Raw genomic sequence first — 11,854 nt, forward strand, 5'->3', positions numbered from 1 at the left:
TCGCCGTCTCGGCCACCGCGACACCAGCCCTGGCGAAGCCCGCCAAGGCCGACCCGATCTCTGCCTTCCCCTCCGACAGGCTGACCATCCCCGACCGGGGCCAACTGACCGGCCGGCGGGGGCAGGCGCAGGTTGCTGCCTTCCCGGGCCGCAACCAGGTGCTCGACCCCTGGACGGCGACGGCGCGGTCTGGGAGGTGCCGATTCGCGACGGGTCGATGCTGCTCCAGCTGAACTTCGAGGAGCCCGCGCTGCTCCCGTAGCGGCACAGCGCCGCTGAACGACGAGGGGCCCGGAACCTGTGCGGTTCCGGGCCCCTCTGCGTTCAGTCCGAGATCAGGCGGCGGCCTTCGACTGCAGCGCTCGGCGGACCTTGGGTCCGCCCGTGGTCATCTTGTAGAGCTTGGCCAGCTGCGCCGGGGCGTTCTTCGGCGTCGTCTCCGCGAGCCAGCCGTTGGGCAGGGAGAGCCGGATGACCTTGTGCCACGCGCTCGCGACCTGCTTGACCAGCGGGGCGGAGTGGTAGGTGAGCTCGTAGCGGTCGAAGATCTCCTTCACCCGCGGGGCGATCTCGGCGTACCGGTTGCTCGGGATGTCGGGGAACAGGTGGTGCTCCACCTGGTGCGACAGGTTGCCGGTCATGATGTGCATGGCCTTGCTGCCGGAGATGTTGGCCGAGCCGAGCATCTGGCGGACGTACCACTCACCACGGGTCTCGCCGTCGATCGAGGTCTTCTCGAAGGTCTCGACGCCCTCGGGGAAGTGGCCGCACATGATGACCGAGTGCGACCACAGGTTGCGCACCACGTTGGCGGTGAAGTTGGCGACCAGCGTGGGCATGAACGACGGGCCCGACAGCAGCGGGTGGACGACGTAGTCCTTGGCGGCCTGGTTGCGGATCTTCTTCAGCACCTGCTTGACGCCGGCCCGGAACTTCGGGTCGTTGCGGCGCTTCTTGGAGGCCAGGTTCTTGCCGAGCTCCAGGTCGTAGGCGGCGATGCCGTACTCGAAGAAGCAGGCGTTGATGAAGTTCCAGAGCGGCTGCGCCAGGTACATCGGGTGCCACTTCTGGTCCTCGTCGACGCGCATGATGCCGTAGCCGAGGTCGTTGTCCTTGCCGATCACGTTCGTGTACGTGTGGTGCAGCTCGTTGTGCGAGTGCTTCCACTGCTCGGCCGGGCTGGCCATGTCCCACTCCCACGTCGTGGAGTGGATCTTCGGGTCGCGCATCCAGTCCCACTGGCCGTGGAGGATGTTGTGCCCGATCTCCATGTTCTCGAGGATCTTGGCGACCGAGAGCCCCACGGTGCCCAGCACGAAGGCCGGCGGGAACTTGGAGAACAGCAGGACGGCGCGGCTGCCCAGCTCGAGCTTGCGCTGCACGTCGATGACGGTGCGGATGTACTTGGCGTCGTTCTCGCCGAGGTTGTCGCGCACCTCCTGGCGGATGGTGTCCAGCTCCTTGCCGATGAGCTCGATGTCCTCGGCGGTGAGGTGGGCGATGGGGTTCTCGGGCTTCTTCTGGATGACGGTCATGTCAGGGCTCCTGGGGCTCGAGGGGGTCAGTGGTCGATGGAGCAGGCGCCGGCCGGGGCGCTGATGCAGGTCTGGACGAGGACGCCGTCGCCGACGTCGTCGGCGGAGGTGATCTCGCCGTTGCGGAGGTCGCGGACCGCGCCCTCGCGCAGGGGGAGCACGCAGCCGTAGCAGATGCCCATGCGGCAGCCGCTCGGCATGAGCACGCCCGCCTCCTCGGCGGCGTCGAGGATCGGCGTGGTGCCCTCGACCTCGACGGTCGTGCCGTTCTTCTCGAAGGTCACCGTGCCGCCCTCGCCGGCGCCGGCGAGCACGCGGGGACGGAAGCGCTCGGTGTAGAGCTGGTCGGCGATGCCGACGGACGCCCAGTGCTCCTCCAGGGCCTCGAGCATGCCGACCGGGCCGCAGGCCCAGGTGGCGCGCTCGTGCAGGTCGGGCACCAGCTCGGCGATCGAGCGGGCGTCGAGCAGCCCGGCGGTGTCGGTGTGCTGCTCGATCAGGGTGATGTGGCCCTCGGCGGCCATCTGCCGCAGCTCGGAACCGAAGACGACGTCGTCGGCCGTGGGGGCCGAGTGCACGAGCACCGTGTCGGTGAGCTGGTGGGCGTGGTTGCGCAGGATGCCCATGACCGGCGTGATGCCGGAGCCGGCGGTCACGAAGAGCGACTTGGCGGGGGTCTCTTCCGGCAGGCAGAACTCACCGGTGGCCTGGTCCAGCTGAATGATCGTGCCCGGCTGCACCCGGTGCACCAGGTGGTTGCTCACCTTTCCGTCAGGGATGGCCTTCACCGTGATGGTGAAGCAGCCGTCCGCGCGGTCGAGCACCGAGGTGATCGAGTAGGCGCGCCACTGGCGGACGCCGTCGATGTCGATGCCGATGCGGACGTACTGCCCGGGGACGTGCGGCAGCCAGTCGCGGCCGGGGCGGATCACGATCGACGCAGCGTCCCGGGTCTCGCGGTGAACGGCCTCGATCCGACCGCGCAGGGCGGCGCCGGACCGCAGTGGGTCGAACAGGTCGAGGTAGTCGACGGGGAGCAGCGGGGTGGTGACCAGCTCGGCGATCTTCAGCACCCGGTCGCGCAGCGCAGTCCGCGCCGGCATGCGGGGCGCGGCGGGGCGCGGAGTCGTCGCTGTCATGCATATAGCTTTCCCAGTCCCGCAGCCAAATACCTGTGCCTTCGACGTGAATCGAGGGGTAGGTTCTGTTCCCGGCGAACAAAGGAGCGGGGGAATGCGGGCACAGGGGTTTCCCGACGCGGTGGCCGATGCCATGCGCGAGGAGCTGCCGCGGGTCGCGGAGCGGGCAGTCGAGGCGATCATCGTCGCGGTGCCCGGCTATGCCGACGCCTTCCAGGGCCCGATGGGCCGCAAGATCTCCAACGCCGTCGAGCTGACGCTGCGCGGCTTCCTGCAGCTCGCCGCCGCGGGGGGCACTGCCGACGCGGGCACCCCCGGTGGACCGGTCGTCGAGGCGGCGTACGCGCTGGGGCGCGGAGAGGCGCGCAGCGGGCGCTCGATGGACGCGCTGCTCGCGGCCTACCGGGTGGGGGCGCGCGTCGCCTGGCGCGACATGAGCGCGACAGCGGTGGCAGCGGGTCTCGGCCCGGAGTCCACGGCCCGGTTCGCCGAACTGGTCTTCGCCTACATCGACCGGCTGTCGGCGGCCAGCGTCGCCGGCCACGCCGACGAGCTCGCCTCCAGCGGCCGGGCGAGGGAGCGTCAGCTCGAACGGCTGGCCCGCGGGCTCCTACTGGGCGGCCCGCACGCCGAGCTCGTCGAGGCCGCCCAGCGCGCGGACTGGACGCCGCCGCGCACCCTGACCGTCGTCGTCCTCCCGGCGGCGCGGACGCAGGGCGCGCTCGTCTCCCTGGACCCGCGCACGCTGCGGTCCACCGAGGAGATGCCGGAGGTCGGCGCCGCCGACGAGCTGACCGTCCTGCTGGTCCCGGACGCCGACGGGGCGGCGCGGCCGGCGCTGCTGCGCTCGCTGGAGGGCCGCGAGGCCGTGGTGGGGCCCGCCCGCCCGTGGTCGGAGGCCGAGACCTCCTACGCGCGGGTGCTGCGCGCGCTCAGGCTCGGGATGCGGCCCGCCGACCGGGCGCCGCTGGACACCGACGCCTGCCTGGCCGAGCTGGTGGTGCGGGCCGACGCCGAGGCGCTGGCCGATCTGCGGGCCCGCGTCCTGGCCCCGCTCGACGAGCTCGCCGACACCGCGCGGGAGAAGCTCACCGAGACCCTGCGCTCCTGGCTGCTGCACCACGGCCGGCGCGACCAGGTGGCGGCCGAGCTGTTCGTGCACCCGCAGACCGTGCGCTACCGGATGACGCAGCTCCGGCAGCTCTACGGGGACCGGCTGGAGGACGCGGCCGCGGTCCTGGAACTGACCATCGCCCTCGGGGTGCCTGACCGCCCGCCGGTCACCGGGGCCGATGGCGCAGGAACGGCGTCAGCGGGCCCGGGCAGGGTGTCGGCATGACCGTCGACGTCGCTGCGGCCGCCGAGTTCCTGGCGAGCTCCGCTCGCGTGCTGGACCGCCGCCGCTTCGAGTTGCTGTTCGGCGGGGGTGAGCCGGCGCCGGTGCTGGCCGCGTTGGACGGCTACCGGAACACCGACGGCGGCTACGGCTGGGGCCTGGAGCCCGATCTGCGCTCGGTCACCAGCCAGCCCGCGGGCGCGCTGCACGCGCTCGAGGCGCTCGTCGGCACCGGTGCCGCCGGGGCGGACCGGGCGCTGGCGGTCTGCGACTGGCTGGCGACGGTGACGCTGCTCGACGGCGGCCTGCCGTTCGCGCTGCCGGTGCCCGACCCGGCGGCCTGCGCGCCGTTCTGGGCGGATGCGGACCCCACGCGGTCCTCCCTCCAGATCACCGCCGTGGTGGCCGCGACGGCGCACCTCGTGGCGGCGGCCGTGCCCGCGGTGGCGGACCACCGGTGGCTGCGGCAGGCCACGGCCCACTGCCTGGACGCGATCGCCGAGCTGCCGGCCGACGTCCACGCGATGGAGCTGGCGTTCGCGGTCCGGTTCCTGGACGCCGCCGCGCCGGCCTGGCCGCGGGTGGTTCCGGCGCTCGTGGACCGCCTTCGAGCGCACGTGCCGGCCGACGGACTGCTGCACGTGGCCGGTGGGGCGCCCGACGAGTACATGCGGCCCCTGGACTTCAGCCCTCTGCCGGGCGGACCGGCCCGGACCCTGTTCCCGCCCGAGGTGGTCGACCGCGAGCTCGACCGGCTCGAGGCGGGGCAGCAGGACGACGGAGGGTGGAGCGTGGATTTCGTCAGTTACTCGGCGGCGGCCACGCTGGAGTGGCGGGGACACAGCACGGTGGAGGCGCTCGCGCTGCTGCGCGCCAACTCCCGGATCTGAGGCGTCAGACAGGGCGGAGCACGGCGACGAGGAAGTCCGACTCGGGGGTGAACGGCCGCAGGTCCCACGTGGACAGCAGCAGGTCCGGTGCCCACCCGGCGGACCGGGCGTCGTCGAGGAACTCGTCGAAGTCGTAGCCGCGCCCGGCGCCGAACCCGATCGCGGCACGCCCCTCCTCCGAGACGTGCGCCCGCAGGCGCGCCAGCACGGTGCGCCGGGTCGAGGGCGCCAGGAACGCCATCACGTTGCCTGCGCTGACGATCGCGTCGAACGGCTCACCGTCCAGATCCAGCTCCGCCAGGTCACCGACCAGCCAGCGCGGGCCCGGATGGTCCTCCTCCGCTGCGGCGATCAGTACCGGATCGACGTCGACCCCGACGACCTCGTGCCCGACGGAGGCCAGCCAGCCGCCGACCCGGCCGGGTCCGCAGCCGGCGTCGAGGACGCGGGAGCCGCGGGCCAGCATCGCGTCGACCAGCCGGGCCTCGCCCACCAGGTCCACCCCCTGCGCGGCGAGATCCCGGAACCGCTGGACGTAGGCCCGCGAGTGGTCGGGGTCCTCCTGGGTCAGCCGCGTCCACGCGCTGGGTTCGGTCATGCGGCCATTCTCGACGACACGGGGACGACCTAGCGGGTGGGTCCGTCGTCCCTCAGCCCCACCAGGAGCGTTCCGCTGTTCCGGTCATCCCTCGGGCCTCCAGTCGGGCGGGTCGGCCGGCTGCAGCGCCGGGTCGTCAGCGGACAGCGTGCGCACCGGGCCCGGCGGCGTCCGGGGGCCCTCGAACCGCACCGTCACCCGGCCCAGGCCGCGTCCCCACACCCAGCCGGGTCCGAGCTCCTCGTGCCGCACGTCCTGCCCCGGCCACCAGCGCTTCTCCACCGGCAGCGCCGGAGCCTCCTCGGGGACCGCCGCCTCGGGCTCCGGTTCCGGCCCGGTCCCGTCGTCGACCTCGACGTGCCCCTCGGCGAAGAGGTCGCCCTGGGCGTAGACCGACAGCCCCGATACGCCGACGCCGAGGAGTCGGAGCCCACCCCCGGTGCCGGCCTCGGCGAGCAGCCGGCGGGCGGTGGAAGCGATCAGGCGGGAGTCGTCGGTCGGCTGCGGGAGCGTCTGCGAGCGGGTCAGGGTCGTGAAGTCGTAGCGGCGCAGCTTCAACGTCACCGTCCGGCCGGAGATGGCGCCCTTCCGGAGCCGCTCCCCCACGCGGGTGGCCATCGAGTCGATCTCCCGGTTCAGGACGGCGACGTCGGTGAGGTCGCGCTCGAAGGTCTCCTCGTGCGAGACGGACTTGACGTCCCGGTCGGGGACGACGGCGCGGTCGTCGTCGGCGCGGGCGAGCGCGTGCAGCCCGGCGCCGTGCGCTCGGCCGACGAGCGCGACGAGGTCGGTCAGCGAGCGGGCGGCCAGGTCGCCCACCGTCTTGACCCCCACCTGGTGCAGCCGTTCGGCGGTGGCCGGGCCGACGCCGCCCAGCCGGGTGACCGGCAGCGGGTGCAGGACCTCCAGCTCCCGGCCCGGCGCGACCACGACCAGGCCGTCGGGCTTCTGCAGGTCCGAGCCGATCTTGGCCATGAGTTTGGAGCTGCCGATGCCCACCGAACCGGTGACGCCGCCGGTCGCCTCCGCGATCCGCTCCTTGAGGTCCCGGGCCAGTGCGGAGACGCCGTCCAGCGACAGGTCGAGGCCGTCGGCCGCCGCGAGGTCGACGTAGGCCTCGTCGATCGACACCGGCTCCACCAACGGGGACACCTCGCGCAGCAGCCCCATGACGACGTCGGAGGTGCGCCGGTAGGCGGCGAACCGGCCGCCCAGGAACGCCGTTCCGGACGGGCACCGCCGCCGGGCCTCCGCCGTCGACATGGCCGAGCGGGCGCCGTACGCGCGCGCCTCGTAGGACGCCGTGGCGACGACGCCGCGTCCTCCGACCCCGCCGACGACCACCGGCCGCCCCCGGAGCGACGGTTTGTCGCGTTGTTCCACAGCCGCGAAGAACGCATCGAGATCGAGGTGCAGGATGCTCGGGATTCCCCTCACGACCAGCGCCTCACCCCGCCATTGTCCGTGCCGCCACCGATCCCGGGGAGGATCCCCGTGCTCCGCGAGCTGCAGCCCGGCACCGCTCCGGTCCCGGGACGCGACGTTCCCATGCGATCGGCAGGCTCCGGAACCGGCCTCCGGTCCGTGCCCCCCGCCGGCCCGGCGGACCGACGTAGGAGGACTCGTGCGCCGTCAGCAGTCACCGGTGACCGTCCGCGTCCCCGGGCGGAACGTCGGCGAGGCGGTGGCCCGGCTGACGACGGTCGCGGACCGCGAGCGCGCCCGCCGCCCACGCAGGCCCGGCGACCTGCGCATCCGGGTGCGCCCCGACGGCCGGGTCCGGATCGGGCGGCTCTCCGGCAGCTCGCTGTCCTACCCGACGCTGCGCGGCGGCCTGGAACCGGCGCCCAGGGGTGGCGTGCAGCTCACGGGCACGGTCCGCGAGGACGGCGCCGGCCTCCTCGTCATCGGCGGAGAGGTCCTGGTCGGGGTGGTCGGGCTGGTCCTGATCCTCGCCGGGGTGTCGTCCGGCGAGCCGGGGGGTGTGGTCGCCGGCGGCTTCTCCCTCGTGCTGGGCGTCGTCGTGGCATGGGTTCTGCACCGGCTGCGGCGCGGCTTCGGAACGGAGGCCGACGAGTTCGTCGGGGTGCTGGAGCGGGCGCTCGGGCGCAGGGGATGAGGAGCCGGCGGGCTCAGCTGACGTCGTCGTCCACCCAGTCCAGGCTCTTGGTGACCGCCTTCTGCCAGTTCCGGTAGGTGCGCTCGCGCTCCTCGTCGGCCATCGCCGGCTCCCAGCGCTTGTCCTCCGCCCACTTGGCGGTCAGCTCGTCCAGGCCGCTCCAGAAGCCGACCGCCAGGCCCGCGGCGTAGGCGGCGCCCAGCGCCGTGGTCTCGGCGATCCTCGGCCGGATGACCGGGACGTCGAGCAGGTCGGCCTGGAACTGCATGAGCAGCTCGTTCCCCACCATGCCGCCGTCGACCCGCAGCTCGGTGAGGTCGACCCCGGAGTCGGCGTTCATCGCGTCGAGGACCTCGCGGGTCTGGAAGGCGGTTGCCTCCAGCACCGCGCGGGCCAGGTGGCCGCGGTTGACGAACCGGGTGAGGCCGACGACGGCGCCACGGGCGTCGGAGCGCCAGTGCGGGGCGAAGAGGCCGGAGAACGCCGGGACGAAGTAGGCGCCGCCGTTGTCGTCGACCTCGCGGGCCAGGTCCTCGATCTCGGGGGCGCTGGAGATCATCTTCAGGTTGTCCCGCACCCACTGGACCAGCGAGCCGGTGACCGCGATCGAGCCCTCCAGCGCGTAGACCGGCTTGGCGTCGCCCAGCTGGTAGCAGAGGGTGGTGAGCAGGCCGTTCTCCGACGGCACCGCCTCCTCGCCGGTGTTGAGCAGCATGAAGTTGCCGGTGCCGTAGGTGTTCTTGGCCATGCCGCGCTCGAAGCAGACCTGGCCGAAGGTGGCCGCCTGCTGGTCGCCGAGGGAGCCGGAGATCGGCACGCCGGCGAGGAACCCGGACGTGCGGCCGGTCCCGTACTCCTCGGAGTTCGAGCGGATCTCCGGCAGCATGGAGACCGGGATGCCCATCTCGTCGGCAATGGCCTCGTCCCAGGCGAGCGTCCGGTAGTCCATGAGCATCGTGCGCGAGGCGTTGGAGACGTCGGTGAGGTGCTGGCCGCCGTCGCGACCGCCGGTCATGTTCCACATGAGCCAGGAGTCGATGGTCCCCATCAGTAGCTCGCCATTCTCGGCGCGCTTCCGGGCGCCCTCGACGTTGTCGAGGATCCAGCGGACCTTGGGGCCGGCGAAGTAGGTCGCCAGCGGGAGGCCGACCTTGTCCTTGTAGCGGTCCGCGCCGCCGCCCAGGGCGCCGAGCTCCTCGATGATCTTCGTGGTGCGGGTGTCCTGCCAGACGATCGCGTTGTGGACCGGTTCGCCGGTCCGCCGGTCCCAGACCACCGTGGTCTCGCGCTGGTTGGTGATCCCGACGGCGACGATGTCGGAGACGCCGGCATCGCTGCGGGCGATGGCCTGCGCGACCACCTCGCGGGTGTTGCGCCAGATCTCCATCGCGTCGTGCTCGACCCAGCCGGCGCGCGGGAAGATCTGCTGGTGCTCCTTCTGGCCGACGGAGACGACGTTGCCGTCGTGGTCGAAGAGCATGCAGCGGGTGCTGGTCGTGCCCTGGTCGATCGCGGCGACGTACTGGTCTGCCATGGGTCTTCTCCTCGGGAACGGGACGTCAGATGGGGACGTGCGAGAACAGGCCGGCGAGGACGGCGCCCACCAGCGGGCCGACGACGGGGACCCAGGAGTAGTCCCAGTTGCTGCTGCCCTTGCCGCGGATGGGGAGCACGGCATGCGCGAGGCGCGGACCCAGGTCGCGCGCGGGGTTGATGGCGTAGCCCGTCGGGCCACCCAGCGAGACACCGATGCCCACGACCAGCAGCGCCACCGCCAGCGGGCCCACCTCGGTGGGCGTGTCCCCGAAGCGCAGCACGACGTAGACCAGGACGAACGTGCCCAGCACCTCGGTGACCACGTTGTCGGGGATGCTGCGGATCGCGGCGTTGGTGGAGAAGGTGCCCAGCGCGGCGCCGGGCTCGTTGTCCGGGTCGTCGTAGTGCCGGCGATACGCGGCCCAGGCGCCGACGGCGCCGGCGAAGGCGCCGAGCAGCTGGGCGAGCACGTAGACGGCGGTCGAGGCCCAGGTGACGGGCACGCCCGGGGCGTACTCGTCCGCACCGCTGGCCCACAGGCCGGCGGTGATCGCCGGGTTGATGTGCGCCCCCGAGCTGGCCGCGGCGTACACGGCGGCGAAGACGGCCAGACCCCAGCCGAAGGCGATCGTGATGATGCCGCCACCGTTGCCATAGGTCTTGGACAGGGTCACGTTGGCGACCACGCCCACGCCCAGCAGGATGAGGAAGAAGGTGCCGACGACCTCGCTGCCGAAGACGGTCCACAGGCCGACGGACTCCACGCGGCGCCTCCTCCCCGTCGGTGGTGCGGCTCCCGGGCGGGCCCTCGGGGGATCGAGGTCGGCCAGGCCCGTGTGACCGTAAGCACGACCTGTGACCCGCTGCAACGGGATCGGTGGCGGTGCCCGCAGCCGACGCCACGGCCTGTCGCGGGAGCCCGTCGCCGCCTACCGTGGGCGGCGATCGCCGGAGGTGTTCGATGTCCTCAGTTCCCGTGCTCGGTCCGCAGCAGCGAGCCCAGGCGTGGGCGGAGTTGGCCGAGGGCCGGTACGAGGTCCTCGTCGTCGGGGGCGGGGTCACCGGCGCCGGGGTGGCCCTGGACGCCGCGACCCGTGGCCTGCGCACCGCGCTGGTCGAGGCCCGGGACTTCGCCAGCGGCACGTCGTCCCGCTCGTCCAAGCTCTTCCACGGCGGCCTGCGGTACCTGGAGCAGTTCGACTTCGGCCTCGTCCGCGAGGCCCTGCACGAGCGAGACCTGAACGTCACCCGCCTGGCGCCGCACCTGGTCAAGCCGGTGCCGTTCCTCTATCCCCTGACCCACCGGGTGTGGGAGCGGCCCTACGTCACGGCCGGCCTGGCCCTCTACGACGGGCTGGCCCGCGTCGGCGCCCTGTCCACGCCGATGCCGCCGCAGCGGCACCTCACGCGCACCGGGGCGCGCAAGCTGTTCCCCGCGCTCCGACCGGAGGCCCTCGTCGGCGCGGTGCGGTACTACGACGCCCAGGCCGACGACGCCCGGCACACCCTCGGGGTGGTCCTGACCGCGGCCCGCTACGGCGCCACGGTCCTGAACTCGGCCGAGGTGGTCTCGTTCGTGCACGCCGGCGGGCGGGTCGTCGGCGCCCGGGTCCGCGACGTCGAGACCGGCCAGGAGGTGGAGGTCCGCAGCGAGGTCGTCGTCAACGCCACCGGGGTGTGGACCGACGACGTCCAGACGTTGGTGGGCGGGCGTGGCCGCTTCCACGTGCGCGCCAGCAAGGGCGTGCACGTGGTCGTGCCCCGTGACCGGATCAACGGCGAGGTCGGCCTCATCCTGCGCACCGAGACGTCGGTGCTGTTCGTCATCCCGTGGGGAAGCCACTGGATCGTCGGGACGACGGACACCGACTGGAACCTGGACAAGGCCCACCCGGCGGCCAGCCGCGCGGACATCGACTACATCCTCGGACGCGTCAACGAGGTGCTCACCGTGCCGCTCTCGCACGACGACATCACCGGGGTCTACGCGGGGCTGCGACCGTTGCTCTCCGGCGAGAGCGAGTCGACCAGTCAGCTCTCCCGCGAGCACGCCGTCGCCCGCCCCATGCCGGGCGTCATCGCCGTCGCGGGTGGCAAGTACACGACGTACCGGCCGATGGCCGCCGACGCCGTGGACGCCGTCGTGCAGGACGTCACCCGGCGGGTGCCGCCCAGCGTCACCGAGAACGTGCCGCTGGTCGGCGCGGAGGGCTACGCCGCGATGGTGAACCGGCTCGACGTCCTGGCCGAGCGGTGGGCGATCCCCCGCTTCCGCGCCGAGCACCTGCTCAACCGGTACGGCTCGCTGGCGCCGGAGGTGCTGGCCCTCGCCGACGAGGACCGCGACCTGCTGCTACCGGTACCCGGCGCCGAGCAGTACCTCATGGTGGAGATGGTCTGGGGCGCCGGGCACGAGGGAGCGCTGCACCTGGACGACCTGCTCGCCCGGCGCACCCGCATCTCCATCGAGACCCCGCACCGCGGGGTGGAGTCCGCCGACGCAGTGGCGCGGGCGGTGGCCGGGGTGCTGGGCTGGGACGCCGAGCGCGTCGCCAACGAAGTGGCCAGCTACATCGCACGCGTGGAGGCCGAGCGGGCCTCGCAGGCGGCATCCGACGACCGGGAGGCCGACGCGGTGCGGGTCGCCGCGCCCGACACCCGGGCGGTCGCCGTGGGACGGGCGCTGCGCTGACGCCGGCGC

Annotated in this window: 10 protein-coding genes; 4 read left to right on the forward strand and 6 right to left on the reverse strand. The window is 72.9% G+C overall.

Annotation, left to right across the window (positions count from 1 at the left end):
* Positions 1-335 precede the first annotated feature (335 nt).
* Together C5508_RS06625 and C5508_RS06630 are read right to left on the reverse strand one after the other, a co-directional pair.
* Entirely contained in the window at positions 336-1,535 is a 1,200-nt protein-coding gene (locus C5508_RS06625) for a fatty acid desaturase family protein (protein WP_104524157.1), read from the reverse strand.
* Between the two features lie 26 nt (positions 1,536-1,561).
* Complete coding sequence (locus C5508_RS06630) at positions 1,562-2,674, reverse strand: ferredoxin reductase (RefSeq protein ID WP_104524158.1); 1,113 nt, start codon at positions 2,672-2,674, stop codon at positions 1,562-1,564.
* A gap of 94 nt (positions 2,675-2,768) precedes the next feature.
* Between C5508_RS06630 and C5508_RS06635 the strand changes: the two genes are divergently transcribed.
* Both C5508_RS06635 and C5508_RS06640 read left to right on the forward strand, forming a co-directional pair.
* Entirely contained in the window at positions 2,769-4,013 is a 1,245-nt protein-coding gene (locus tag C5508_RS06635) for a PucR family transcriptional regulator (protein ID WP_104524159.1), read from the forward strand.
* Positions 4,010-4,900: a hypothetical protein gene (locus C5508_RS06640; RefSeq protein WP_104524160.1), complete on the forward strand. Its 891-nt coding sequence runs from the start codon at positions 4,010-4,012 to the stop codon at positions 4,898-4,900. The genes C5508_RS06635 and C5508_RS06640 overlap by 4 nt, the downstream gene beginning before the upstream one ends.
* 4 nt (positions 4,901-4,904) lie before the next feature.
* On the opposite strand, the gene C5508_RS06645 is transcribed toward C5508_RS06640, so the two are convergent.
* Complete coding sequence (locus tag C5508_RS06645; RefSeq protein ID WP_104524161.1) at positions 4,905-5,498, reverse strand: class I SAM-dependent methyltransferase; 594 nt, start codon at positions 5,496-5,498, stop codon at positions 4,905-4,907.
* Positions 5,499-5,582: 84 nt separating this feature from the next.
* A complete protein-coding gene (locus C5508_RS06650) occupies positions 5,583-6,935 on the reverse strand; it encodes a DNA polymerase IV (RefSeq protein ID WP_104524162.1) in 1,353 nt (450 codons plus the stop codon).
* Between the two features lie 187 nt (positions 6,936-7,122).
* Between C5508_RS06650 and C5508_RS06655 the strand changes: the two genes are divergently transcribed.
* Positions 7,123-7,617 carry a hypothetical protein gene (locus C5508_RS06655; RefSeq protein ID WP_157944014.1) on the forward strand — a complete coding sequence of 165 codons (495 nt, stop codon included), beginning with the start codon at positions 7,123-7,125 and terminating at the stop codon, positions 7,615-7,617.
* A 13-nt stretch (positions 7,618-7,630) separates the two neighbouring features.
* Here C5508_RS06655 and glpK read toward each other — a convergent pair whose 3' ends face one another.
* Complete coding sequence (gene glpK / locus C5508_RS06660; protein WP_104524164.1) at positions 7,631-9,151, reverse strand: glycerol kinase GlpK; 1,521 nt, start codon at positions 9,149-9,151, stop codon at positions 7,631-7,633.
* 25 nt (positions 9,152-9,176) lie between these two features.
* On the reverse strand, positions 9,177-9,917 hold the full coding sequence (locus C5508_RS06665) for an MIP/aquaporin family protein (RefSeq protein ID WP_232796965.1): 741 nt from the start codon (positions 9,915-9,917) through the stop codon (positions 9,177-9,179).
* 197 nt (positions 9,918-10,114) lie between these two features.
* On the opposite strand from C5508_RS06665, the gene C5508_RS06670 reads away from it, so the two are divergent.
* Positions 10,115-11,845 carry a glycerol-3-phosphate dehydrogenase/oxidase gene (locus tag C5508_RS06670; protein ID WP_104524165.1) on the forward strand — a complete coding sequence of 577 codons (1,731 nt, stop codon included), beginning with the start codon at positions 10,115-10,117 and terminating at the stop codon, positions 11,843-11,845.
* The last annotated feature ends 9 nt before the right edge of the window (positions 11,846-11,854 follow it).

The organism is Blastococcus atacamensis (assembly GCF_002938425.1).
GTDB lineage: Bacteria > Actinomycetota > Actinomycetes > Mycobacteriales > Geodermatophilaceae > Blastococcus > Blastococcus atacamensis.

Excerpts from the sequence above, each read along its gene's own strand:
- glpK (WP_104524164.1), bottom strand. The coding sequence starts at position 9,151 with ATGGCAGACCAGTACGTCGCCGCGATCGACCAGGGCACGACCAGCACC.
- C5508_RS06630 (WP_104524158.1), bottom strand. The coding sequence starts at position 2,674 with ATGACAGCGACGACTCCGCGCCCCGCCGCGCCCCGCATGCCGGCGCGG.
- C5508_RS06625 (WP_104524157.1), bottom strand. The coding sequence starts at position 1,535 with ATGACCGTCATCCAGAAGAAGCCCGAGAACCCCATCGCCCACCTCACC.
- C5508_RS06670 (WP_104524165.1), top strand. The coding sequence starts at position 10,115 with ATGTCCTCAGTTCCCGTGCTCGGTCCGCAGCAGCGAGCCCAGGCGTGG.
- C5508_RS06635 (WP_104524159.1), top strand. The coding sequence starts at position 2,769 with ATGCGGGCACAGGGGTTTCCCGACGCGGTGGCCGATGCCATGCGCGAG.
- C5508_RS06645 (WP_104524161.1), bottom strand. The coding sequence starts at position 5,498 with ATGACCGAACCCAGCGCGTGGACGCGGCTGACCCAGGAGGACCCCGAC.
- C5508_RS06640 (WP_104524160.1), top strand. The coding sequence starts at position 4,010 with ATGACCGTCGACGTCGCTGCGGCCGCCGAGTTCCTGGCGAGCTCCGCT.